Raw genomic sequence first — 25,000 nt, forward strand, 5'->3', positions numbered from 1 at the left:
CCGGAGGTCAGTGGAACCACCGCTCTGACCTGCACCTTTGCGCCGTTCGATGGGAATGACAACGGTCACCGATGCAGCCTTTGAAAGACCGGAAAAAGTGCGCTTTGCTGCGCATGAAGGCCCCAGGAGGACGACCCAGGAGGGAACGCGCCTTGAGCGAGCACGCCCACGGGCACCACCCCGGAGAGGGTCGGTCGCACGGCCACCGTCCGGATCACTCCCACGCCCACGGCCACGGCCAGGGCGGGCACAGCCACGCGCACACCGTCTCGCCGGACGCCGACCGCCGCTGGCTGCGCGCCGCGCTCGCGCTGATCTGCGCGTTCATGGCGGTCGAGGTGGTCATCGGCCTCTTCGCCCACTCCCTGGCGCTGCTCTCCGACGCGGCGCACATGCTCACCGACGCGGCGTCGATCGTGCTCGCGCTGGTCGCCATGCGGCTCGCCGCCCGGCCCGCGCGCGGCGGCTACACCTACGGCCTCAAGCGCGCCGAAATCCTCTCCGCGCAGGCCAACGGCATCACGCTGCTGGTGCTGTCGGTCTGGCTGGCGTACGAGGCGGTGCGGCGGCTGATCGAACCGCCCGAGGTCACCGGCAGGCTGGTGCTGGTCACGGCGCTGGCGGGCGTGGTGGTGAACCTGATCGCGACGTGGTTCCTCTCCCGCGCCAACCGCTCCAGCCTCAACGTCGAGGGCGCGTACCAGCACCTCCTCACCGACCTGTTCGGGTTCGTGGCCACCGCCGTCGCCGGGCTGATCGTGTGGACCACCGGCTTCGCGCGGGCCGACGCGCTGGCCACGCTCGTCGTCGTCGCGCTGATGCTGCGCGCCGGGTACGGGCTGGTGCGCGAGTCCGGGCGGATCTTCCTGGAGGCGGCGCCCGCCGGGGTCGACCCGGACGCGCTCGGCGATCATCTCGTCGCGGCGGACGAGGTCGCGGAGGTCCACGATCTGCACCTGTGGCAGATCACCTCCGGGGAACCCGCGCTCTCCGCGCACATCCTGGTGGCGCCGTCCGGCGACTGCCACAAGGTCCGCCGCCGCCTCCAGACGCTGCTGAGCACCGAGTACGGGATCACCCACGCCACGCTCCAGGTCGACCACGTCGGGGAGCAGGACGCCGACACCGTGCTGCACGTCGGCTCCGGGCCCGCGCCCGAGCCCGCCCCCGGCCACTGCGAGGACGCCCACGGCCCGGTCCACCGCCGGGGGCCGCACCACCACTGAGCAGACCAGCGCTGACAGCCAGCTCGCGGAGGGGAACGCCATGCTCGCACTGCGTCCGGCCCGCGTCACCGACCACCCCGCGCTCGTCCACCGCGTACGGCACTGGTGGGGCGACTCCCGCACCCCGGACCAGGCCCGCGAACTGTCCCTGCTGCTGCCCCGCCTCTTTCTCCAGTTCTTCTCCCGGACGAGCCTGATCCTGGAGGCGCCGCCCGGTCGGCCCGGGGCGCGTCCTACGCGCTGTGCACGAGCTGGATCAGATTGCCGCAGGTGTCGTCCAGGACCGCGGTGGTGATCGATCCCGTCGTCACCGGCTCCTGGGTGAAGTGGACGCCGAGGGCGCGCAGCCGGTCGTGTTCGGCGGGCACGTCGTCCACGGCGAACGAGACGGCGGGGATGCCGTCCAGGAACAGCGCCGCCTTGTACGGCGGCACGGCGGAGTGGCCCGAGGGTTCCAGGAGCAGTTCGGTGCCGTCGGGGTCCTCCGGGGAGACCACGGTCAGCCAGCGGACCGCGTCCGCGCCCTCGCCCAGCGGGACGTCATGCTTCGTCTCGAACCCCAGCATCTCGGTGTAGAAGTGCCGGGCCTTCGCCTGATCATCGACGAAGACGCTGGTCAGGTGGATTCTCATGGAGTGCCCTCCGGTTCCGGGACCTGAGCCGTCGAGGATGCGCCGCCGGGTGGCCCGCCCGGCACCGCGACACCGCCCACGGCCGTGCCCCGACGGTATGCACCGTAAGCGGCGGCCAGGTGCCCATCAATCGGGGGCGGGCCGGTGGGGTGGCCGACGCGCTACACGGGTGCGGGGCGCGCCGGGTCGTCCTGCTCCGCCGCGGCGGGCCCGTCGCCCGGGGCGGGTCCGCCGGGTCGCCGCCGTGGGCGGGAGGGCGCGGGGGACGGGGCGGTGACGGCGGCGAGACAGGCGAGGATGAACGCGATGCCGATCCAGCCGAGGGCGGGGAGGCGTTCCCCGACGACCACGACGGCGAGGACGGCCGCGACGGCCGGTTCGAGCAGGGACAGCGTGGTCGCGGTGCTGGCGGGCACATGGGTGAGCCCCCGGCCGAAGAGGACGTAGCCGGTGAACATGGGCACCAGCGCCATGTAGATGCCGATGCCCGCATTGGTCCAGGAGCCGACGAGCGGGGCGCCGGTGAGCACGAGGACGGGCAGCAGGAGCACGCCGCCGAGCCCGAAGACCGTGCCCATCGCCGCGCGGGAGGGGATCTCACGGATGATGAGCCGGTGGGCGGCCCAGGCGTACAGGGCGTAGGCCGCGGCGGCGACGAGCCCGAGGCCCACCCCGAGCAGGGTGGCGGCCACGGACGCCTGCCCCGCGCCGCGGGAGGCGTGGGCAGCTTCGGCGAGGCACAGCAGGACGGTGCCGAGCAGGCCGAGGGCGGCCGCGAGCATCCAGCGGCGCGTGAGGCGGCGGCCGTCCACGACCCGTTCGATCAGGGCCGAGGCGAGCGGAGCGGTGCCGATCGACACCACGGTGCCCACGGCGACCCCGGCCAGGTGCATGGAGGTGTAGAACGCGAGCGGGTAGGCCGCCACGGAGACGGCCCCGAGCAGCACCGTGCCACGGTGCTCGCGCAGCCGGGACGCGTGACGGCGGATCTGCGGGGCGGCGACAAAGGCCTGGAGCAGTCCCCCGAGGCCCATGGCGACGGCGCCGATCGCGAGCGGCCCCACGGTCGGGGCGAAGGTGGCGGCCGTGCCCGTCGTCCCCCACAGCACGGAGGCGGTCAGCACGCACAGCGCGCCCGTCGCCACGGACCGGGCGGCGTCGGCGGGCCGCCTCACAGCCGGTCCAGCAGACCGGCGGCCAGGGTGCGGGCGTGCCGGAGGCGGTCGCCGTCGCCCTCCAGACCGGCGCGGGCCACCGCGCCCTCCAGGAGGAACGCCAGGTGCTCGGCCATCGCGCGCACCTCGCCGGGGCGGTCGGGCAGCAGCTCCGCCAGGTGCCCGGCGATCAGCTGCTCGACCTCCTCCTTGTGGGCGCGCACCACGGACCGGCCCTCGTGCCCGGACGGCAGCTCGGCGGCGGCGTTGAGCAGTCCGCAGCCGCGGAACCCGTGCTCGTACGCGAAGGCCGCATGGTCGGCGTACGCGTCGAAGACCGCGAGCACCCCTTCGCGCGGCCCCTCGGCCTTCTCCAGGCGCGCCCGGTAGAGGCCGAGCCACTCCTCGTGCCGGGCGTCGAGGTAGGCCCGGACCAGGTCGGCCTTGGACGCGAAGTTGTTGTAAAGGCTCATCTTCGCCACCCCGGCCTCGGCGGTGATCGTGTCGATCCCGGTCGCCGCCACACCGTCGGCGTAGAAGCGGCGCGCCGCCGCAGCCAGCAGGCGTGCCCGCGCAGGCCGCCGCCTGCCGTCGGCCGAAGCCGCATCCACTTGGCTCACCACAACTCCCGAATCAGATACGTGCGTAGGTAGGTAGGTCTACCTAGTATAGGGGCCCGTCCGTGGGGCGGGCGCGCCCCTGCCCGTACGGGAGTCCGGTCGCACCCGGGGCGGGGTCCGGCCGTGCCCGGGGCGGGGTCCGGCCGTGCCCGGGGCGCGTGGCGCGGTGCCCGCCACCGGGGAGGCGGGGCCCGCATCCGGCCCCGTCACCGCCCACCGCGCGGGTGAACCGCGGTCGTGCCCCGGTGGAGGCGGGGCACCGGGCGCGGTGGGCGGTGCTCGGATGGGCGGATGCGTACCCTCCTCCTGAGCGCCCTGCTGTGCACCACCGCCGCCCTCCCCGGACGCGCCGTGGCCGCCGGGCCCCCGGCGGAACCCGCACCGCCGCAGGTGGCGATCGAGGTGAGCGACGACACCGACACGGCGGAGGCGGGCGACCGGCTCGACTACCGCGTCACGATGCGCAACCTCGGCGACGTCCCGCTGCGCGGCGCCCGCGTCGAGGCCCGGCTGCCCGCCACCACCGAGTCCGCCGACGCGCCCGAGGGCCGCGTCACCGCCGACCACACCGCCGTCTGGCACACCGACCTCGCCCCGGGCGCCCTCCGCGTGCTGACCGCCAGCGCCACCCTCGGCGACCGCGCCGACGGCCCCACCGCCGCGCCCGGCACGCTCCGCGCCGCCACCACCGTCTGCGTCCACGCCCCCGGCGTCGCCGCCCCCGCCGCCTGCACCGGCGACATCGACGACCTCCCCGAAACCCACGGCGACGCCGCCGGCCACTCCTGGACGTCCTCGACCTCCTGGACGCCGTGGCTGCTCGGCACGGGGCTGCTCGCGGGCGCCGGGCTGTTGCTACGGGGGCGACGCCGTACCGCCGCGGCGGCGACCACGTCCGCCGCGCCTGCGGCCGGGCCCACCACGGCCCGCACCTGACGGGCGGGTGAGGCACGGCCGGGGCCCGGTGCCTCGGGTGCGGCCGGGTGCGGTGCCTCGCGCCCGCCCGTACCCGAGGCGCCGCCGACGCCCGGTCGACGCGCCGCCGGGGGCGCACCGCCTCACCCGCTTGCCCCGGCCCCGGTCGCGGCCACCCGCGACCCCCGCTTGCCTGAGAGACGGCCCCGCCCGCCGCCGTACGGAAGGAGCGCACGAACGTGACCGCGAGCGCACCCCCGCGCGCGAGCGACCGCCGCACGGCGCGCGAGGGAACGCCCCGCGCCCCTCGGCGGCCCGGCCGGGCGGGCGCCACCATCGTGCTGCTGCTCGTCGCCGCGCTGCTGGCACCGGTCTCCCTGGCCGGCGTCTGGGCCCGCGACCAGCTCACCGACACCGGGCGGTACGTCACCGCCGTCGCACCGCTCGCCCGCGACCACACCATCCAGAACGCCATCGTCGACGATGTCACCGACGGCGTGATGGACCACGTCCGCCTCGACGGGCTGCTGTCGGCGATCCCCCGGCCGCAACGCCCCGCGCTGCGCGAGCGGTTCACCCGCGGCATCCGCGAATTCGTCGACAAACAGGTCCGGCAGGTCGTCACCGGGCCGTCGTTCCCCGCCGTGTGGCGGCAGGTGCACCGCACCGCCCACCGCACCCTCGACGCCACCCTCGGCGCCTCGGGCGACGCCCCCGTCCGCCTCGACGTCGCCCCGATCATCGAGCGCGTCAAACACCAGCTGTCCGCCAACGGACTGGGCATCGACATCGCCCGCCGGGTGCCGCACACCGGCACCGAGATCGTGCTGCTGCCCGCCGCCGACGTGCCCCGGGCCCGCGCCGCCTACCAGGCCGTACGGGCCACGGCCCGGCTGGCGCCCCCGGCCGCGGCGCTCTGCCTCGCCGCCGGACTCCTGTTCGCCCGCCGCCGACGCCGTGCCCTGACCGCCGCGGCCCTGCTCTGCGCCGCCGCCACCGCGCTGCTCGCCGTGGCCCTCGTACCGGTCCGCTCCCAGGCCCTGGACGCGCTCCCGCACGCGGTCCCGCGCCCGGCGGCGGCCGCGTATACGGACGCGCTCACGGCATCGCTGCACACGGGCACCACGGGGCTGGTCTGCGGGGCCTTGGTGACCGCCGCGCTGGCCGCGGGGAGCGGGCCGGTGGTGCGGGCGGTACGGGGCGTCCTGCGGAAGCGGCACGGGGGCTGAGCGGCGGGCGGCACCGGGCGGCCCCGCAGGCCGCACGGCCCCAGGGCGGCCGAAGCGGAAGCCACCCCTCCCCGCCCTCACCCCCACGCCACGCGGCCCCGCAGGAAGCTCCCACGGGGCCGCGCCGGACCGTCCGCACCGGACCGTCCGCACCGGGCCGAGCCCGGACAACAGGCCGCTACATCACCAGCACCGTCTTCCCCTGCGCCCGCCCCGCGCGCTGTTCCGCCACCGCTGCCGGGGCCTCCTCCAGCGGGACCTCCCTGCCGACCAGGACCGTCAGGCGGCCCCCGTCGACGTGTCCGGCGAGGATCTCCAGCAGCTGCGGGGACGGCCGGTTGACGAAGTTGAAGCCGCGGAGGTTGTGGTCGGTGAGGACATCCGCATCGGCCGCGCCGATCGTCGACACCGCCGTCCCGCCGTCCCGCACCGTCCGCATCATCGTGGTGAACGCCTCCGCGTCGCTGGCCAGGTCGATCAGGACGTCGACGCCGTCCGGGTGGACGGCCAGCACCTGGTCGGCGACGGGGCCCGCCCCGTGATCCACGGTCTCGGCGGCGCCCAGCGTCAGCATCAGATCCGCCATGACCGGCCGCGCGGTGGCGATGACCTCGGCGCCGCGCCCGTGCGCCAGCTGCGTCACGAAGGTGCCGACGCCGCCGGTCGCCCCGACGATCAGCACCCGGCTGCCCTCCCCGATGCGGGTCTCCTCCACCAGGTTGTACGCCGTCATCCCGGCCGTCGGCACCGCCGCCGACGTCGCGTAGGTGACGCTGCGGGCCGCGTGGGCGAGGGACTGCTCGTCGGCGAGGGCCAGTTCCGCGTACGAACCGCCGCCGTGCCGCAGCCGCTGGAACGTGCCGAACACCGCGTCCCCGGCCGTGAAGCGCCGCACGCCGGTCCCGACGGCCAGCACCTCGCCCGCCCCGTCCGCGCCCATGACGAGCGGGAACGACGTGGTGTCGGGGTCCCCGAACATCCCGTCCGCGATCTTCCAGTCGATGGGGTTGACCCCGGCGGCGGACAGCCGCACCAGGACCTCCCCCGGCCCTGGCTCGGGCTGCGGCAGCTCCATGAGCTGTGGCTCGGCACCGAATGCGCTGACTGCTACGGCTCTCATCGTGGCGTTCCCTTCCACCCGTCCGACCGGAGGCCGGGCGCGATCGTAAGCACGCCGGACGGGCCCGGCGCGGCAGGAGGAAAGGCGGCGCCGCCGAAGCAACTCGTACGGCCCCCGCGCCGCGCCCCATCCGGCCGCCGCACCCGATTGCCGGGGCGGGCGGCCCTCCTGACGGCCCGGAAGGCCGCCCCTCCCGGGTGCCCCGACGGCCGTCCCACCCGATTGCCCGGATGAGGGGACCGGCGCGGCCGGGCGGGATGGAATGGGCGCATGATCCGCTTCGACTCCGTGACCAAGCGCTACCCGGACGGGACGACCGCCGTCGACGGTCTCTCCTTCGAGGTCGCGGAGGGGGAACTCGTCACCCTCGTCGGCCCGTCGGGCTGCGGCAAGACCACCACGATGATGATGGTCAACCGGCTCATCGACCCGACCGCGGGCACGATCCACGTCGACGGCGAGGACATCTCCCGCGTCGACCCGGTCCGGCTGCGCCGCCGGATCGGCTACGTCATCCAGCAGACCGGCCTCTTCCCGCACCGTACGGTCCTCGACAACACCGCGACGGTGCCGGTGCTCACCGGCTGGAAACGGCCGAAGGCGCGGGCGCGGGCGGCGGAACTCCTCGACCTCGTCGGCCTCGACCCCACCGTCTACGGACACCGCTACCCAGACCAGCTCTCCGGAGGCCAGCGGCAGCGCGTCGGCGTCGCCCGCGCGCTCGCCGCCGACCCGCCCGTCCTCCTCATGGACGAACCCTTCGGCGCCGTCGACCCCGTCATCCGCGAACACCTCCAGAACGAGTTCCGCCACCTCCAGCAGCAGCTCCACAAGACGGTGCTGTTCGTGACGCACGACATCGAGGAGGCCGTCCGCCTCGGCGACCGCATCGCCGTCTACGGGCAGGGCCGCATCGAGCAGTTCGACACGCCCGCCCGGGTGCTCGGCGCGCCCGCGACCCCGTACGTCGCCGAGTTCGTCGGCAGCGACCGGGCGCTCAAACAGCTGTCGGTCACCGGGATCGACCGGGCCGACCTGGAGCGCCCGCCGCTCGCCCGGCTCGGCGAACCGGCCACGGAGGCGGCGGCCCGGCTGCGGGCCCACGGCGCCCGGTGGGCGGTGGTGCTGGACGACTCCGGCGTGCTGCACGGCTGGGTCGGCGCCACGGAGCTGGCGGACGCGGCGGGGCCGGTGTCCGGGCACGCCCGCCGGATGGAGGCGTGGGTCCCGGTCGGCGCCACCCTCAAGCGGGCGTTCGGCGAGATGCTGCAACACGACGCGGGCTGGGTCGCGGTCCTGGACGGCGCACGCTTCCTCGGCGTCCTGACCCCGGCCCGGCTCCATGAGGCGCTGCGCCGCACGATCGTCCCCGGGGAGCGCGGCGGCCCCCGCGCCGCTGGGGAGGTGGCCTCCGTACCGACGCGGTGAACGGGTCGGTACGGCCGGGCCGCCCGCGTCCTTCGCCCCTTCAGCCACATGGGCCGCGGGAGCCGCGTGGGCTACCTCGGCAGCAGCCCCTTCTCTCTCAGATAGCCGTGTGCGACATCCTCCGGGAGGCGGCGCCAGCTGTCGACGCGTTCGTTGAGGCGGGCCAGGTCGGCGGTGGTCAGGACGGTGTTGAGGCGGCCGAGCGCGGCGGCGGCGCGGGCGCCCCCGGCCCGGGAGCGGTTGACGACGGGCACGACGTGGTCGGCGTTCTGGAGCGTGCGGTCGTCGGCGAGGACCACCAGCCCGAACTGGTCCAGGGTCGCGTCGGTGGTCGTGGTCAGCACCATCTGGTCCTGCCCGTTCTGCACCGCCTGTTTGGCCGGGGTGGTGCCGACGCCCTTGGGGTCGACGGCCGTGATGTCGATCCCGTACGCCTTCCTCAGCCCCGGCGCGCAGAACGGACGGCGTACGCACTCATCGCCCGCGGCGAGACGCACCGGCAGCTTCGCGCGGCCCAGGTCGCCGAGGGTGCGCAGATGGTGGCGGGCGGCGTAGGAGGCGCTGACGGCGAAGGCGTTGCGGTCGACGGCGCGCCCCGGGGCGAGCACCGCCAGCCCGCGCGGGGCGGCGAGGGCACGCAGCGCGGTCATGGTGGCGCCGAGGTCGGGGGAGGCGACGGGCCGGGCGCCCGCCCCGTGCGCCTTGGCCTGGAGCCAGTCGGCGAAGGTCGCGGCGTACTCGGGGACGACGTCGACCTGGCCGCTCTCCAGGGCCGGTTCGTACAGTTCGCGGTTGCCGACGGTGACGAGATCGGCCCGGTATCCGGCGTGCCGGAGCAGCGCCGCGTACATCTGCGCCAGCAGCTCGCTCTCGGTGAAACCGGCCGACCCGACGGTCAGATGGTGCCGGTCCCCGGGCGCGGCGGTGACGGCCCCCCGGTCCTCCAGGGCGGGGCCGCCCGCGCAGGACGTCAGGAGAGCGGCGGTGAGGGCGAGGGTGACCGCGCGGCCGGTGCGGCGGGGGCCGCGTACGGCGCGGGGGCAGGGAGCGCGCGGGGCCAGGCCACGCGCCGGGCCGGACACCCGCCCGCGCCCCCTCACCGCGCCCCCCGTCCCCGCAACCGGCAGGGCCCGCACCGCAGCCCGAGCTCGAACGCCCCCTCCATGACCAGCGCGAACACCGCGACGACGACCGCACCGGCGACGACCTGCGGGGTGGAGGCGAGGCTGAACCCGGCGGTGATGATCCGGCCGAGGCCGCCGCCGCCCACCAGTGCGGCGAGGGTGGCGGTCGCGACGAGCTGGACGGCGGCGATGCGCACCCCGGTCAGCACCAGCGGCAGCGCCAGCGGCAGTTCGACCCGCCACACCAGCTGACCGCCGGTCATCCCCATGCCGCGCGCGGCCCGGACCACGTCCCGGTCGACCTCACGCATCCCCACGTACGCGTTGGTCAGCAGCGGCGGCACGGCGAACAGCACCAGGGCGATGACGGTCGGCCACTCCCCGTGCCGCCCGAGGGGCGTGAGCAGCAGCAGGACCAGGACGGCGAAGGTGGGGACCGCGCGGCCGACGTTGGCGAGGTTGACGGCGAGCGCCCCGCCGCGCCCCAGATGCCCGAGGACGACGGCGACCGGCAGCGCGATCAGACAGCTCAGCAGCAGGCAGCCGACGGTGAGCGCGGCGTGCTGGGCGAGCCGGTGCCCGATGCCGTTCTCGCCGGACCAGTGGGCCGCGGTGGTGAGCCAGGCGACGGCGCCGGAGACCGCGTTCACGGCTGCCGCCCGGCCGCGACGGGACGGCGCACGGCCATCCGCGCGCGCCCCCGCCGTGCGGTGCGCGCCCGCCGCCGCCAGGGCATCAGCAGCCGCTCCGCGCCCAGGAGCAGCAGGTCGAAGGCGACGGCGAGCAGCACGCAGAGCACCGACGCGGTCAGCACCTGCGCCTTGAAGTAGGAGTTCATCCCGGCGTAGATGAGGTTGCCGAGCCCGCCGTGGCCGACGATCGCGCCGACGGTGGTGAGCGCGACGGCGGAGACGGTGGCGATCCGCAGTCCCGCCATCGCCGCGGGCAGCGCCAACGGCAGCTCCACGGTCAGCAGTTGACGCGTCGGCCCGTACCCCATGCCCCGGGCGGCGTCCTTCGCCTCGGCCGGTACGCCGTCAAGACCGGCCAGCAGATTCCGTACCAGCAGGGTCAGCGAGTACAGCGCGAGACCCGCCACGACCAGGGCGGACGAGAGGCCGTAGACCGGCAGCAGCAGGGAGAACATCGCCAGCGACGGGATCGTGTAGAGCACCGTCGTCAGCGCCAGCACGGGCCCCGCCGTCCACCGGTGCCGCCGGGCCAGCAGCGCCAACGGCACCGCGACGACCAGCCCGAGGGCGACGGAGACCACCGTCAGCTGGACGTGCTCGGCCACCGCACCGAGCAGGATGTGCCGGCGGCTGCTGAGGTAGTCGCCGCAGATCCAGTCGTTGCGGGCCAGGCAGTCGTCCGGCGGTGCGGTCACGGTACGAGTCCACCCCGGGGCGGGGCGGGCTGTCGCGCGGGGCGCGTCCGAACGGGCCGGCGCCCCACCCCGGACCACTCCTCATGGGCGGACGCCCCGCCCTCCTCTATGCACCGCACCTCTACGCAGGGCGTAGACACTGCATGTCTACACGCTATGTATAGTTCCCCGGAGCTGCCGGGCAGCCGTCCGGCCGGCTGTCGCCGTACCCCCGCGCCGCCCGGAGAGTTCCATGCCGAAGACCGCCCGCCGCCCCGTCATAGCCGGGCTGCTGACCGCCGCCTCCCTGGCCCTGGCGCTCAGCGGCTGCACCCCCGCCAACGAGATCGCCCCGGCCGACGCCCGGGACGACGCCCCGGCGGCCGACGTCAAGGCCCGCGACGCCCAGCTAGCGGCGGACGGCAAGGGCACCAAGGACAGCAAGGACGCCAAGAACGGCAAGGACGCGGCGGACGGCTCGGACGTCGACTGCCGCGAGGTCAAATGCGTGGCGCTCACCTTCGACGCGGGCCCCAGCGAGAACACCGACCACCTGCTGGACATCCTCAAGAAGGAGCAGGTCCACGCGACCTTCTTCATGCTCGGCAAGAACCACATCGCCGAGCGCCCCGCCGAGGTGAAGCGCATCGACCGCGAGGGCCACGAACTCGCCAACCACACCTGGTCGCACCAGATCCTCACCGGCGCCACCCCGGCGGAGATCACGAGCCAGCTCTCCCGCGTCCAGAAGGCGGTCCACGACCTCACCGGCAAGACGCCGACGCTGATGCGCCCGCCCCAGGGCCGTACCGACGAGAAGGTCGCCAAGGTCAGCAAGGAGCTGGGGCTCGCCGAGGTCCTGTGGAGCGTGACGGCGAAGGACTACCTGACCAACGACTCGAAGCTGATCACCAAGCGGGTCCTCGACCAGACCGAGCAGGACGGCATCATCCTGCTCCACGACATCTACCCGGGCACCGTCCCGGCCGTCCCCGGCATCCTCAAGGAGCTGAAGCACCGCGGCTTCACGATCGTCACCGTCTCCCAGCTGCTGTCGCCCGCGAAGCCGGAGCCGGGGATGGTGTACCGGCCCTGAGCGCGGCGGCGCGTGGGGCCGCGCCCGTTCCCGGACATACGACGGGCCGGGCACCGGGTGACTCCTCACCCCGTGCCCGGCCCGCTCCCGTACGCCGTCAGTCCTGCGCGGCGGACTCCACCGGGTCCCGGCGGCGCTCCGCCTGGGTGGCCGGGGCACCGGACTGCTGACCCGTGGGGTGCTCGGTCGGTTTGCCGTCGTGCGGTGCCTGGGCGCCGTGCGGGGCGGCGGGCTTGTGCGGCGCCGCCACGACGTCCTGCGGGAACGTCAGCTGCCTGCTCTGCCACTCCAGCGCCGGAACCACCTCACGCCGCCAGGTGCCGAACTGGTGGCTGCCGCGGGGCAGGATGATCGAGTCGACCGTCATCGGTGCCTTCGCCGCGTGCAGGAAGTCCATCGTCGCGCCGTAGTCCGGCTCACCCTTGCGGCTGCTGGCCACCAGCGCGGAGATCTGCGGCACCGGCAGATGCTCCATCCGCCACAGCAGATCGTGCTCCCGCTCGCGCTTCGCACCCTCAGGACCGGTGCCGAAGAGGCTGCCGGTCGTCAGATCGTCCTTGATCGCGTAGTCGCCGGAGAGCGAGACGGCGGACGTGTAGATCTTCGGGTTCCGCATCGCCAGCTGGAGCGAGCAGGTGCCGCCCGACGAGTACCCGAACGCGCCCCACGCACTCGCGTCGTGGCCCACCCGGTACGCGGACCGCATCGCGTCCGGCAGGTCCTTGGTGAAGAACGTCTCGGCCTGCGGGCCACCCGGCACATCCACGCACTCGGTGTCCCGCGGCGGCGCGATCGTCGGCCGCACCATCACCATCACCGTCGGCTGCATGGCGCCCTTGGCGATCAGCCGCCCGGCGTTCTGCGGGATCTGGAGATGCTGCGCGAGGTTCATGATGCCGCCGGGGTAACCGCTGATCACGACCATCACGGGGAACCGCTGACGGCGGAACTGCGGCTGGAAGTACTGCGGCGGCAGATAGACGAACGCCGGGTTGATCGCGCCGCTGCGGCGCCCCACGATCCGTACCGACTCCATCTTCCCGACCTTGTCGGCGGGGCCCTGCGGCAGGCCCGTCACCCGGTCCAGACCCTGCGGCCCGGCGGGCTGGACGAGCGCGCCCTTGGTGGTGCCGACGGAGGCGTACTGCCCGCCGTTGTCACTGACCGCGACCGGCGCCTTGTCCTCGTTGCCGAGGAGGTCGTCCCAACTTCCGTAGAACTCGAAACTGTTGTTGACCGCGAGGGCCAGCGCGCACACCAGCGCCACCTGGGTGACCACGACGGCGCCGAGCCTGCCGAGGAGAACCCGCGCCCCACGCCCCGACAGCCGCGGCCACTGCCACACCGTCAGCGCGACGAGCACCACCGCCAGCGCCACCACCGCGATTTCGAGCGACCGACTGGTCAGCCCCATCCGCCCCACATCTCCTGTCACCCTCGCAAAGGCTCTCGCCCGGCTCCCGGCTTGCGACCGCCTTTGACCAACAACGGGCGGCTCAGACCGATGGTCACCGGATAAGAGGGGATCGACCGGACATCGGATACCTGTCCGAACCACTTCCTTACCCACACCTTGCCGACCCGTGTCCGCACCGTGATATGAGCCCACCCCCGCGCGGCCGCATTCACACACCAGGAGAGGAGCGGTGATCATACGGGAGCCCGCATAACGAAGCGGAATCCAGGTACCCGGAAATGGCCCGGACGAAGGTGGCGGGGCGACCTCGGCCGGGTGCCGCCGCGCCCCTTCCTCTGGGCTCGGCGGGGGCCGCGTACGGAATCCGGCCGGGCCACCTCCGTACGGCCGTCACCGTGGCTCGCCACCTGGCCGGTTCGCTCCAGCCGTCACCGTTCCCCCATCCCTGGCCGGTTCCGTCCCCTCCACCGTCCAGCCGCGCGCCGCGAGGGGCCCGGCACCCCTTCCCTTCGGCTCCCGTCGCGCTCCGCACCGCCCCGCACAACGCCCCCTCGTACAGGCAACGCGACGCCCGAGATCCCACGGTGACGCCGGTGCGGGCCGCTACTCTTACGTATCCGTCCTGGTCAGGGACATGTCCGCAGCTTCACGGACATACGCCGCACCCACCACCCCCAAGAGAGGTCCGCCGATGGGCATTCGGAGTCTGCTGCGCAACGCTTTCGGTCGCTCCAAGGCGACTCGGGAGGAGTCCGGCACCACACCGAGCGGCACGGAAACGCCGGAACCGGCCACCCCAGCCACCGCCATCCCGGAGGCCCGCGAGGAGTCCGCACCCGGCACCCCCACCGACCGGGCCGCCGCCGAAGCGCCCGCGACGGAAGAGCCGGCGGCCGAGGCTTCGGCCGCCGAACAGCCCCCGACGGAACGGCCCGTGGCGGAACGCCCGGTGGCCGAGGTCCCCGCCGCCCGGACGGCCCCCCAGGAATCCACCGCCGAGCCGGAGTCCCCGACCGTTCCGGCCCAGGCCGGCCACGTGGATCACCGGGCCGAGCGCCCGGAACCGGAGCAGGCCCCGAAGGCTGCGGCGACGCCCGACGACGCGCCCGAGGCCGTCGCTGCCGTGGACGAGTCCGGTACCGCTACGGCCACCGCTGCGGATGAGGCCCTCGTCCCGAACGAGGCCACCACCCCTACGGGCGAGGACACCGTCCCTACGGACGGGGACACCACCCCTACGGACGGGGACACCGTCCCGGGCGAGGCCACTGCCGACGCCCCGGCATCTGACGCTCCGGCGCCTGACGCCTCGGTCTCTGACGCTCCGGCCTCCGACGCGACCGAGTCCATCGAGGCCCGGAAGACCGCGGAAACCGCAGGGGTCACGAAGGTCACGGAGGCCACGGTCCCCACGGAGGTCACGGAGACCGCGCAAGCCACGGAGGACACGGAGGCCCCCCAGGGCAACACCGCCCTCCACAAGGTGGAGGCCACCGCCCCCGCCCTCGTCAGCCTCGTCAAGTCCGCCGCCGCGACCCTCGACAAGCACGGCCTCACCGCCCAGCGCGCCGCCGTGTACCTGGTGCTCGACCGCTCCGGCTCGATGCGCAACTACTACAAGGACGGCACCGTCCAGCACCTCGCCGAACAGGCCCTCGGCCTCTCCGCGAACCTCGACGACGACGGCATCGTCCCCGTCGTCTTCTTCTCCACCGACGTCGACGGCACCGCCGACCTCGACCTCACCCACTACGAGGGCCGTATCGCCGAACTCCATGCCGGACTCGGCCACATGGGGCGGACGAATTACCACTGGGCCATCGACGCCGTGGTCCAGCACTACAAGAAGTCCGGCACCACGGCCCCGGCCTTCGTCATCTTCCAGACCGACGGCGCCCCGACCTCCCGGCCGGCTGCCGAAAGGGCGCTCTGCGAAGCCGCCGAACTCCCCATTTTCTGGCAGTTCATCGGCTTCGGCGACCCGGACGCCAAGGGCTTCGACTTCCTCCGCAAGCTCGACGACCTGGCCGTACCGGAAAAGCGCGTCGTCGACAACGCCGGTTTCTTCCACGCCGGACGCGACCCCCGCGCCCTCTCCTCCGACGAGCTCTACCAGCAGCTGATGGTCGAGTTCCCCGAATGGCTCACCGAAGCCCGCACCGCAGGCGTCCTCAAGGACAACTGACACCCGCACATCTGCACCGACCGGCCGCGCCGCCGGGCCCCACCGGGCCTGGCGCCGCGGCCGGTCGGCGTTTCCGTCCCCGTATTCCCCCTTCCCCCGAACCAAATAACCGACCCACGGGCCGGTTATTGAGCTGGATAGGTGACCGCCGTCGGCGCCCGGCTGCTGGACGTCGTCATCCCCGCCATCGGCAGCCCGGCGGGCGTGGCGCTGAACGCCGGCAGCGAGCTGGGCATGCTCTTCCCGCCGCCCCGCCCCACCAGGCGCCCCCACCCCACCCCTCCTACGCTGAGTGCGTGAACTGATCCAGTTTGCCCCGGTCTGCCCGTCGATGGGGCGGGCGCTCCGGGGCGACGGCCGGTGGAAGCAGGTCGGGTGATGAGCGGAGACGGCCAAGGGGGACACGGGGAGGCCACCGCGGACGGGCCGCGGGCGGAGCGGGCCGGGGCGCCCGGTGCGGGAACCGGGCGGGCGGAACCGGGAAGCGGGCCGCAGGCGGGGCAGGCCAAGGGTGCCCACCCCGCCCCCCGCCGCTGGTGGGCTCTGGTCACCATCGCGCTCGCGCAGCTCATGGTGGTCCTCGACGCCACGATCGTGAACATCGCTCTGCCGTCGGCGCAGCGGGAGCTGGGGATTTCGGATGCGGAGCGGCAGTGGGTGATCACCGCGTACACGCTCGCGTTCGGTGGGTTGTTGCTGTTGGGCGGGCGGATCGCGGATCTCGTCGGGCGGAAGACGACGTTCATGGTGGGGCTGGTGGGGTTCGCGGTGGCGTCGGGGCTCGGGGGTGCGGCGAGCGGGCCGGGGTTGCTGTTCGGGGCGCGGGCGTTGCAGGGGGCGTTCGGGGCGCTGCTGGCGCCGTCCGCGCTGTCGTTGCTGACGACGACGTTCACGGAGGGGAAGGAGCGCGGCAAGGCGTTCGGGATCTATGGGGCCATCGCGGGTGGCGGGGCGGCGATCGGGCTGATCGTGGGCGGGCTGCTGACCGAGTATCTGGACTGGCGCTGGTGCCTGTATGTGAACGTGCCGATCGCGGCGCTGGCGTTCCTCGGCGCCGTGGTGTTCCTGCACGACCGTCCGGAGCGGGGCGGCGCCCGCCTCGACATCCCCGGTGTGCTGCTGGGCTGCGGCGGGCTCGTCGCGATCGTCTACGGGTGCGGCGAGGCACGGCCGCGGGGCTGGGGCGATGCGCTGGTGGTGGGGCTGCTGTGCGGGGGCGTCGCGCTGCTCGCGGTGTTCGCGGTGTGGCAGACGCGGGCCCGCCATCCGCTGCTGCCGCTGCACATCGTGCGGGACCGCAATCGTGGCGGCGCGTTTCTGACGATGGCGCTGGCCACCATCGCGCTGTTCGGCATGTTCCTTTTCCTGACCTATTACTTCCAGGTTGTGCTCGGCTATTCGCCGGTGAAGGCCGGAATGGCGTTTCTGCCGATGACCGTCGCAATCATCGTCGGCTCGACGCAGATATCGGCGCGGCTGCTGCACCACCTCCCGCCGCGGCTGCTGATGGTGCCCGGTGCGCTGCTCGCGGCGAGCGGGCTGTATCTGCTGACGTTCCTGACCGCGCGCTCCGCGTACGTCTCGCACGTACTGCCCGCCGAACTCCTCGTCGGGCTGGGCATGGGCCTGATCTTCATGCCGGTGATGGCGACCGCCACCTCCGGCGTCGCGGCGCGGGACGCCGGGGTCACGTCGGCGACCGTCAACACGGCGCAGCAGGTGGGCGGCTCGATCGGGACGGCGCTGCTGAACACCATCGCGACGTCGACCGGGGCGGCCTACATCGCGGACCGGCTGGCGGCCGCGGCACGGGCCGGACAGCTGACGCCCGCGGTGCACGCCGCCCTCGTCAAGGACGGGGTGGTCCACGGCTTCACCGTCGCGATCGGCGTCTCCGCGACGGTGATGCTGCTGGCCGCCTTCGTCGCGGGCCTGCTGGTCACGGCCCGGGCCCCACGGCACGGGCCGGCGCCCGGCCCCGACGCCGGGCCCACGACGGACACCACGCGCTGAGCAGGGACGGGGCCCCCGGTACGCCCCGCACCCGCCGCATTGCCAGCGGAAATACCCGCGGAAACACCTGTGAATTGGCCGCGCCCGGTCCAGTACGATATTGACGTTCCGTAAAGCAATTCCTCACTCACCGTAGCGACTTGGGAGCAGCCGGCAATGGCTCGACACCTCATCACCAGCGCCCTTCCGTACATCAACGGGATCAAGCACCTGGGCAACATGGTGGGGTCCATGCTCCCGGCCGATGTGTACGCGCGCTATATGCGCAAGCGCGGGCACGACGTCCTCTACATCTGTGCGACGGATGAGCACGGCACCCCGGCGGAGCTGGCCGCGAAGGCCGCGGGGCAGTCGGTGGACGCGTTCTGCGCCGAGCAGCACGACAAGCAGAAGGCGATCTACGACGGCTTCGGTCTGGAATTCGACCACTTCGGCCGCAGTTCCTCGCAGCAGAACGTCGAGCTGACGCAGCACTTCGCGCGCAAGCTCCACGAGAACGGCTTCATCGAGGAGCGGGCGATCCGCCAGGTGTACTCCAACACCGACGAGCGGTTCCTGCCCGACCGCTACATCGTCGGCACCTGCCCGCACTGCGGCTACGACAAGGCCCGCGGCGACCAGTGCGAGAACTGCACCCGGGTGCTCGACCCGACCGACCTGATCGACGCCCGCTCGGCGATCAGCGGCAGCGGTGACCTGGAGGTCCGCGAGACCAAGCACCTCTTCCTCCTCCAGTCCGAGCTCCAGCACGAGGTCGAGGGCTGGCTGGCTGGCAACGGCAGCAAGGAGTGGCCGACGCTCGCCTCCTCCATCGCCCACAAGTGGCTGACCGAGGGCCTCCAGGACCGCGCCATCACCCGCGACCTCGACTGGGGCGTCCCCGTCCCCGCCGACGTCTGGCCCGAGCTGGCCGCCGAGGGCAAGGTCTTCTACGTCTGGTTCGACGCGCCGATCGAGTACATCGGCTCGACGAAGGAGTGGGCGGACGCTGCGCGGGACACAGCTCCGGAGAGCCGCGACTGGAAGTCGTGGTGGTACGAGGCGGACGACGTGCGCTACACGGAGTTCATGGCCAAGGACAACGTCCCGTTCCACTCCGTGATGTTCCCGGCCACCCAGCTGGGCACCCGTGAGCCGTGGAAGAAGGTCGACTTCCTCAAGGCGTTCAACTGGCTCAACTACTACGGCGGGAAGTTCTCCACCTCCCAGCAGCGCGGCATCTTCACCGACGCGGCGCTGGAGCTGCTGCCCGCCGACTACTGGCGCTACTTCCTGATGGCGCACGCCCCGGAGTCCGACGACACCTCCTTCACCTGGGAGCTGTTCTCCTCCTCCGTCAACAAGGACCTCGCCGACACCCTCGGCAACTTCGTCAACCGCGTGCTGTCGTTCTCCCGCAAGCGGTTCGGCGACGAGGTCCCGGCCGGTGCCGCGGCGGGCGAGGCCGAGCGGAAGCTGGGCGAGGAGATCGCGCGGCTGCTCGCGGAGTACGAGGGCCACATGGAGGCGCTGCAGTTCCGCAAGGCCACGGCGTCACTGCGCGCCCTGTGGAGCGCGGGCAACTCCTACCTGGAGGAGAAGGCCCCCTGGCTGGAGATCAAGACCGACAAGGACGCCGCGGCGCTGACGCTGCGCACCGCGATGAACCTCATCCACCTCTACGCGGTGGTCTCCGAGCCGTTCATCCCGGCGTCGGCGAAGGCCATGCGCGGCGCGTTCGCACTGGCGGACGACACCGCGGCGTGGGTCACCGGCGAGGAGGCCGCGGCGCTGGCGTTCGTCCCGGCGGGTACGCCGTTCACGGTGCCGCCGGTCCTCTTCGCGAAGATCACCGAGGACGACCTGGAGGCGTACCGCGCGCGCTTCGGCGGCGGTGACGACGCGTAGCCACGACGGGCCCCACGTACGGCGAAGCCCCCGCGACCTTTCCGGAAGGTCGCGGGGGCTTCGCCGTATGCGGTGCCTGTGTCAGCCCTGGGTCTTCACCTGCGGCTTGCGGATGCTGAGGTGCAGCTCCTTCAGGCGCGCCTCCTCGACCTCGCTGGGTGCGCCCATGAGGAGGTCCTGGGCGTTGCCGTTGAGGGGGAAGGCGATGGTCTCGCGGATGTTGGGCTCGTCGGCCAGCAGCATCACCATGCGGTCGACGCCCGGGGCGATGCCGCCGTGCGGCGGGGCGCCGAACTTGAAGGCGCGGAGCATGCCGCCGAACTCCGCCTCGACGGTCTCCTTGTCGTAACCGGCGATGGCGAACGCCTTGTACATGACGTCCGGCTCGTGGTTGCGGATCGCGCCGGAGGACAGCTCGGTGCCGTTGCAGACGATGTCGTACTGCCAGGCCAGGATGTCCAGCGGGTCCTTGGTCTCCAGCGCCTCCAGGCCGCCTTGGGGCATGGAGAACGGGTTGTGGGAGAACTCGATCTTGCCGGTGTCCTCGTCCTTCTCGAACATCGGGAAGTCGACGATCCAGCAGAAGCGGAACTCGTCCTCGACGAAGTGACCGGTGCGCTTGGCCGCCTCGACGCGGACCGCGCCCATGATCTTGGAGACCTCGTCGAACTCACCGGCGCCGAAGAAGACGGCGTGGCCGGGCGCCAGGCCCAGGGCCTCGACGAGCGCCTTGGTGTCCTCGTCGGTGAGGAACTTGGCGATCGGGCCGGTCAGCTCATTGCCCTCGGCGACGCGGATCCAGGCCAGGCCCTTCGCGCCCTGCTGGACGGCGAAGTCGCCCATCTGGTCGAAGAACTTCCGCGACTGGCCCGCGGTGTCCGGCACGGCCAGCGCGCGGACGTGCTTGCCGGCGAACGCCTTGAAACCGGAACCGGCGAAGACGTCCGAGACGTCCACCAGCTCCAGCTCGGCGCGGAGGTCCGGCTTGTCGGAGCCGTACTTCACCATCGACTCGCGGAACGGGATGCGCGGGAACGGCGAGGTGACCGTGCGGCCGTTGCCGAACTCGGTGAACAGCTCGGTCATGAGCTTCTCGATCGGCTGGAAGACGTCCTCCTGCTCGACGAAGCTCATCTCGACGTCGAGCTGGTAGAACTCGCCCGGCGAACGGTCGGCGCGGGCGTCCTCGTCGCGGAAGCAGGGCGCGATCTGGAAGTAGCGGTCGAACCCGGCGATCATCAGCAGCTGCTTGAACTGCTGCGGCGCCTGCGGCAGCGCGTAGAACTTCCCGGCGTGCAGCCGCGAGGGGACGAGGAAGTCGCGGGCGCCCTCGGGGGAGGTGGCCGAGAGGATCGGGGTGGCCATCTCGTTGAAGCCGAGCGCGGTCATCTTGTGCCGGATGGCGGAGATGACGGCGGTGCGCAGCAGGATGTTGCGGTGCATCCGCTCGCGGCGCAGGTCGAGGAAGCGGTACTCCAGGCGCCTCTCCTCGTTGACGCCGTCCTCGGCGTTGATGGTGAACGGGATCTGCTCGGCGGCGCCCAGCACCTCGACCTCGGAAACCTCGATCTCGATCTCGCCGGTCGGCAGGTCGGGGTTGACGTTGTCCGCGCCGCGGGCGCTGACCTTGCCGTCGATGCGGACGACGGTTTCCTTGGTCAGCGAGGAGAGCGCCTCGTTGGCGGGGGTGCCGGGACGGGCGACGAGCTGCACCAGGCCGTAGTGGTCGCGCAGATCGATGAAGAGGATGCCGCCCAGGTCACGTCGATTGTGCAGCCAGCCGCTGAGGCGGACGTCCGTGTCGACGTCCGCGGCCCGAAGCTCGCCGCAGGTGTGGGACCGGTACCGATGCATCGCTCATCCAAGTCGTCGCGAGTCGAGGTGGGGAGGCCGCACACGGACGCTGCCCGTCCGTGGCCGAACCGCTGCCGTCCGTGGAGGACCGCCCCGGGTATGTGATAACCGCTCCAGGTTACCGTCCCGGCGCTGGGGGCTGGGTTGGCATATACGTGACACCGGGCCGGGGGTGGCGGTACAGGGCCGGGCGCGGGGCGCGGCCCGCGGGCCGGGGCGGGCGGGCCCGGCCGGGCGGGAGCCGCGTGCGGGATCGGGCGCGGCCGCGTGCGGGCTCGGGCCGCGGCGGGGGGCCGGGCGCGGGCTCGGTGCTTCCGGCGGGCCCGGTGCCGCCGCGGCCGGGCCCGCACGTACCGGCCCACCGCGTTGGTGGCGCCCGGAGGAATCAACTTAAAGTGAGGCAATGCGCACGAAGGATCTCCTGGCCGCCCTCGCGACCGGCCTGTGGAGCTGGGACGACGCCTCGGGACGGGTCCGGCTCGACGCCGAGGCCGCCCGGCTGCTCGGGCTCCCGGCGCGGGCCGTGGAACTCTCCGAGGCGACCGTGCGGTCCCGTTTCCACCCGGTCGACTTCGCCGAGATCAACGGCGTGGTGCAGCTCGCCGTCGCCGAGCGGAGCCTCGCCGAGTCCCGGCTGCGCATCGTCGACGCCGACGGCCGGGTGCTGCGCACCGTCCGCTCCCGCTTCCGCCCGCTGCGGCCCGAGGGCGCCTTCACCCTGCTCGGCACGCTCCAGGAGGTGCCCGACCCACAACCCGACGCCACCGCCGTACGCACCCCCGTCACCGGCGACTGGCGGCGCTCGCGCGAGGCGTTCCTGCTGGACGCCGGGCGGGCGCTGGCGGAGGCACGGTCCACCGCGGAGGTGCTGCGGGTGGCGGCCGGGCTGTCGATGCCGGGATTCATACCCGACGGCCTCGCCGTCTTCGGCATCGTCGGCGGGCGCCTCACCGTCATCGGCCACCACGGCCAGCCGACCGGCGATGAGCGGCCGTTCACCGATATGACGACGGACACCGACTACCCGGCGGCCGAGGTCGTCCGGACCGGGCGGGCCATCTACCTGCCGACACCCGAGGCGTACCGCGCCCGCTACCCCACCGCCTGGCCGCTCGCCGCCCGCTTCGCGCGCACCTCGTGGGCGTTCCTGCCGCTGGTCAACGCGGGACGCACGATCGGCGCCTGGATGGCCGGGTTCAACCACCTGGTGACCTTCACGCCCGACGAGCGGGCGGTGCTCACCACCGTCGCGCGGATGCTCGCCCAGGCGCTGGCCCGCGCCGGGGCCCAGGAATCGCAGCACGAACTCGCCGTCGGCCTCCAACGCAGCATGATGCCGACGGTGCGGCCGGACATCCCCGGGATGACGGTCGCCGCGCGGTACGTGCCGACCGGCGGCGGCCTGGAGGTCGGCGGCGACTGGTACGACATGATCCCGCTGCCGTCCGGCCGGACCGCGCTGGTCATCGGCGACGTCCAGGGCCACGACGTACGGGCCGCGGGGCTGATGGGACAGCTGCGGATCGCGCTGCGCGCCTACGCGGCGGAGGGCCACCACCCGGACGGGGTGCTCTCCCGCGCCTCCCGTTTCCTGTCCGGCATCAACGACACCGAGGGCACCGAGGGCACCGAGGGCACCGAGGGCACCGAGGGCACCGATCCGCGGTTCGCCACCTGCCTCTACATCGAGGTCGACCCGGCGACCGGACTGCTGGACATCGCCCGGGCCGGGCACCCCGAACCGGCGATCCGCACCGCCGACGGCACCATGCTGGTCCGCACCACCGCGGGCGGGCTGCCGCTGGGCATCGTGCCGGACACCGACTACCCCATCACCCGGCTGGTCCTGGAGCCCGGCGAGACGATGCTGGTCTGCACGGACGGGCTCATCGAGACCGGCGGACACGACCTGGAGACCGGCTGGGCCCGGCTGCGCGGCGTCGTCGCATCCCATCCGGGCGGGGTGGCCGACGGGGGCCTGGAACGGCTGGCGGACGCGCTGGTCCAGGCCGTCCACGGCCCGCCCTCGCACCACATGACCGGGCCGCTGGTGGACCGGCGGGAGGACGACATCGCGATGCTGCTGCTCTCCCGGGACGCCGCCGCATGCCGGGTGGGCGCGGGCGGCCCGGAGGCGGTACGGCCGGTGCGGCGCACGGTGCTGACCGTCGCCCAGGCCGAGCCGGAACGGATCGCCGCGGCCCGCGCGCAGATCCGCGACGTGCTGCACGACTGGGCCGACCCGGAGCAGGTGGACGCCGCGGTGCTGCTCGTCTCCGAGGTCGTCACCAATGTGCTGACACACACCGACGGGGACGCGCTGCTGGTCGTCGAATTGTCGGGCCCGGCCGGCCACCGCCGGATGCGGGTCGATGTGACCGACGCCAGCGACGAGCTGCCGCACCGCCGCAGCCCCGGCGAGCTGGCGTCCTCGGGCCGCGGCCTGGTGCTGATGGAGCTGCTGGCCGGGGCGTGGGGGGTGGAACCGCGCGGCGACGGCAAGTCGACATGGTTCGAGATCTATGAGGACGCGGGCGGCGACGGTCCGGCAGAGCCGGCCGCCGGTGAGGCGCGCTACGCGGGCGCGGAGCCGGGCGCCTCCGGGTCCGTGGCGTCCGGCCCGGAGTCGGTGGCGTCCGGCCCGGAGGAGTCGGTGGCCGAGCTGACGTAGTGGCGGCGCAGTTCGTGGAGCGCGCCGAAGGCGGCGGCGGTCAGCGGCACGGCCAGCAGCATGCCGAGGATGCCCGCGACCCCGGCACCCGCGGTGATCGCCAGCATGACGACCGCCGGGTGCATCTGGACGGTACGGCTCTGGATCATCGGCTGGAGGACATGGCCCTCCAGCACCTGCACCGCGAGGACCACCCCGAGCGCCCACAGCGCCTTGACGAAGCCGCCCTCGGCGAGCGCCACCAGGATCGCGACAGCACCCGAGATGAAGGCGCCGAGGTAGGGGATGTAGGCGCCGACGAAGACCAGCGCGCCCAGCCCGAAGGCGTTGGGGACGCCCAGGACCAGCAGTCCGACGGTGATGCAGGTGGCGTCGATCAGGGCGATGAGGGTGGTGCCGCGCATGAAGCCCTCGACCGCCTGGAAGCCGCGGCGGGCCATCCCCTCCAACTGCGGCGCGGAATCGCCGGGCGCCCAGTCGCGCAGCGCGGCCAGCGCCTTGCCCGAGTCGCGGAGGAAGAAGAAGGTCAGCAGCAGCGCGAGGACCGCCGCCGCGACGAACTGGCCGACGACGCTGACGCCCGCCAGCAGCCCGGTTGCGGCGGTGGTGCCGAACTTGCCGATCAGCGATTTGGCGTTGGTGGCGAGGTCGTCGAGGGAGGTACCGGCGGCGCCGAAGTGCCGGGAGAGCTGCTTGGCCGCCTCCTTGAGCGAGGCGATGATCTGGTCACCGGTGTCGACCAGCGCGCTGACCACGACATAACCGGCGCCGCCGACCACGATCACCAGGACGGCGCAGGTCAGCCCGGCGGCCAGCGAACGGTTGAGCTTCATCGCCACCATCCGCCGGTACACCGGCCCGAGCAGCGCGCTGCCCAGCAGGGCCAGCAGGACGGGGGTGACGGCGGCGCTCAGCTCCACACAGAGCCAGACGCCGACCGCGATCACGCCCGCCACCAGCAGCACCACCGCGCACCAGGCGGCGGTCCGGCGGGCGGCGATCGGAAGCAGCGGCGCCTCGCCGCGGGGCCGGTCTCTCTTCAGGTCGTTTTGCACCCGAACAG

The 25,000-nt window shown here is 73.3% G+C and carries 20 protein-coding genes; 10 read left to right on the forward strand and 10 right to left on the reverse strand.

Annotated elements, in window-relative coordinates:
• Positions 1-113: 113 nt before the first annotated feature.
• Positions 114-1,226: a cation diffusion facilitator family transporter gene (locus OG422_RS14850; RefSeq protein ID WP_405747798.1), complete on the forward strand. Its 1,113-nt coding sequence runs from the start codon at positions 114-116 to the stop codon at positions 1,224-1,226.
• A 233-nt stretch (positions 1,227-1,459) separates the two neighbouring features.
• On the opposite strand, the gene OG422_RS14855 is transcribed toward OG422_RS14850, so the two are convergent.
• From OG422_RS14855 to OG422_RS14865, 3 genes are all read right to left on the reverse strand, one after another.
• The gene (locus OG422_RS14855; RefSeq protein WP_405743274.1) at positions 1,460-1,858 is read right to left on the reverse strand and encodes a VOC family protein; all 399 of its coding nucleotides are present in this window, start codon (positions 1,856-1,858) and stop codon (positions 1,460-1,462) included.
• Positions 1,859-2,019: 161 nt separating this feature from the next.
• Positions 2,020-3,033 carry a DMT family transporter gene (locus OG422_RS14860; RefSeq protein WP_405743276.1) on the reverse strand — a complete coding sequence of 338 codons (1,014 nt, stop codon included), beginning with the start codon at positions 3,031-3,033 and terminating at the stop codon, positions 2,020-2,022.
• On the reverse strand, positions 3,030-3,623 hold the full coding sequence (locus OG422_RS14865; protein WP_405743277.1) for a TetR/AcrR family transcriptional regulator: 594 nt from the start codon (positions 3,621-3,623) through the stop codon (positions 3,030-3,032). Before OG422_RS14865 ends, OG422_RS14860 begins: the two co-directional genes overlap by 4 nt.
• A 300-nt stretch (positions 3,624-3,923) precedes the next feature.
• Here OG422_RS14865 and OG422_RS14870 point away from each other — a divergent pair, with 300 nt between their 5' ends.
• Both OG422_RS14870 and OG422_RS14875 read left to right on the forward strand, forming a co-directional pair.
• On the forward strand, positions 3,924-4,568 hold the full coding sequence (locus tag OG422_RS14870; RefSeq protein WP_405743279.1) for a hypothetical protein: 645 nt from the start codon (positions 3,924-3,926) through the stop codon (positions 4,566-4,568).
• 218 nt (positions 4,569-4,786) lie between these two features.
• Positions 4,787-5,776, forward strand: coding sequence for a hypothetical protein (locus OG422_RS14875; protein ID WP_405743280.1), 990 nt, complete (start codon positions 4,787-4,789; stop codon positions 5,774-5,776).
• Between the two features lie 178 nt (positions 5,777-5,954).
• On the opposite strand, the gene OG422_RS14880 is transcribed toward OG422_RS14875, so the two are convergent.
• Positions 5,955-6,896: an NADP-dependent oxidoreductase gene (locus OG422_RS14880; RefSeq protein WP_405743281.1), complete on the reverse strand. Its 942-nt coding sequence runs from the start codon at positions 6,894-6,896 to the stop codon at positions 5,955-5,957.
• Between the two features lie 270 nt (positions 6,897-7,166).
• Here OG422_RS14880 and OG422_RS14885 point away from each other — a divergent pair, with 270 nt between their 5' ends.
• Positions 7,167-8,324, forward strand: a complete 1,158-nt coding sequence (locus tag OG422_RS14885; protein WP_405743283.1) for a betaine/proline/choline family ABC transporter ATP-binding protein — start codon at positions 7,167-7,169, stop codon at positions 8,322-8,324.
• Between the two features lie 71 nt (positions 8,325-8,395).
• Here OG422_RS14885 and OG422_RS14890 read toward each other — a convergent pair whose 3' ends face one another.
• The 3 genes from OG422_RS14890 to OG422_RS14900 are packed head-to-tail and all read right to left on the reverse strand — an operon-like array spanning position 8,396 to position 10,835.
• Positions 8,396-9,406, reverse strand: a complete 1,011-nt coding sequence (locus OG422_RS14890) for an ABC transporter substrate-binding protein (RefSeq protein ID WP_405743284.1) — start codon at positions 9,404-9,406, stop codon at positions 8,396-8,398.
• A 14-nt stretch (positions 9,407-9,420) separates the two neighbouring features.
• Positions 9,421-10,098, reverse strand: coding sequence for an ABC transporter permease (locus tag OG422_RS14895; RefSeq protein ID WP_405743285.1), 678 nt, complete (start codon positions 10,096-10,098; stop codon positions 9,421-9,423).
• The gene (locus OG422_RS14900; protein WP_405743287.1) at positions 10,095-10,835 is read right to left on the reverse strand and encodes an ABC transporter permease; all 741 of its coding nucleotides are present in this window, start codon (positions 10,833-10,835) and stop codon (positions 10,095-10,097) included. The genes OG422_RS14895 and OG422_RS14900 overlap by 4 nt, the downstream gene beginning before the upstream one ends.
• 232 nt (positions 10,836-11,067) lie before the next feature.
• Here OG422_RS14900 and OG422_RS14905 point away from each other — a divergent pair, with 232 nt between their 5' ends.
• On the forward strand, positions 11,068-11,910 hold the full coding sequence (locus tag OG422_RS14905; RefSeq protein WP_405743288.1) for a polysaccharide deacetylase family protein: 843 nt from the start codon (positions 11,068-11,070) through the stop codon (positions 11,908-11,910).
• Positions 11,911-12,007: 97 nt separating this feature from the next.
• Here the strand turns inward: OG422_RS14905 and OG422_RS14910 are convergent, their stop codons facing one another.
• On the reverse strand, positions 12,008-13,324 hold the full coding sequence (locus OG422_RS14910) for an alpha/beta hydrolase (RefSeq protein ID WP_405743289.1): 1,317 nt from the start codon (positions 13,322-13,324) through the stop codon (positions 12,008-12,010).
• 694 nt (positions 13,325-14,018) lie between these two features.
• Between OG422_RS14910 and OG422_RS14915 the strand changes: the two genes are divergently transcribed.
• The 4 genes from OG422_RS14915 (at position 14,019) to metG (ending at position 19,412) form a co-directional block, all read left to right on the forward strand.
• Entirely contained in the window at positions 14,019-15,512 is a 1,494-nt protein-coding gene (locus tag OG422_RS14915; RefSeq protein WP_405743290.1) for a VWA domain-containing protein, read from the forward strand.
• Positions 15,513-15,653: 141 nt separating this feature from the next.
• Positions 15,654-15,812, forward strand: a complete 159-nt coding sequence (locus tag OG422_RS14920) for a hypothetical protein (RefSeq protein ID WP_405743291.1) — start codon at positions 15,654-15,656, stop codon at positions 15,810-15,812.
• A 270-nt stretch (positions 15,813-16,082) separates the two neighbouring features.
• Positions 16,083-17,525, forward strand: coding sequence for a DHA2 family efflux MFS transporter permease subunit (locus tag OG422_RS14925; protein WP_405747800.1), 1,443 nt, complete (start codon positions 16,083-16,085; stop codon positions 17,523-17,525).
• A 156-nt stretch (positions 17,526-17,681) separates the two neighbouring features.
• Positions 17,682-19,412 (forward strand): methionine--tRNA ligase, encoded by a 1,731-nt coding sequence (gene metG / locus OG422_RS14930; protein WP_405743293.1) that lies wholly within the window; start codon positions 17,682-17,684, stop codon positions 19,410-19,412.
• An 81-nt stretch (positions 19,413-19,493) separates the two neighbouring features.
• On the opposite strand, the gene aspS is transcribed toward metG, so the two are convergent.
• Positions 19,494-21,266: an aspartate--tRNA ligase gene (aspS, locus tag OG422_RS14935; protein ID WP_405743294.1), complete on the reverse strand. Its 1,773-nt coding sequence runs from the start codon at positions 21,264-21,266 to the stop codon at positions 19,494-19,496.
• A gap of 403 nt (positions 21,267-21,669) precedes the next feature.
• Here aspS and OG422_RS14940 point away from each other — a divergent pair, with 403 nt between their 5' ends.
• Complete coding sequence (locus OG422_RS14940) at positions 21,670-23,937, forward strand: SpoIIE family protein phosphatase (RefSeq protein WP_405743295.1); 2,268 nt, start codon at positions 21,670-21,672, stop codon at positions 23,935-23,937.
• Here OG422_RS14940 and OG422_RS14945 read toward each other — a convergent pair.
• Positions 23,841-24,992 carry an AI-2E family transporter gene (locus OG422_RS14945; RefSeq protein WP_405743296.1) on the reverse strand — a complete coding sequence of 384 codons (1,152 nt, stop codon included), beginning with the start codon at positions 24,990-24,992 and terminating at the stop codon, positions 23,841-23,843. The two genes, OG422_RS14940 and OG422_RS14945, sit on opposite strands and share 97 nt — an antisense overlap.
• Positions 24,993-25,000 lie beyond the last annotated feature (8 nt).

This window comes from Streptomyces sp. NBC_01525 (assembly GCF_045040405.1).
Taxonomy (GTDB): Bacteria; Actinomycetota; Actinomycetes; order Streptomycetales; family Streptomycetaceae; genus Streptomyces; species Streptomyces benahoarensis.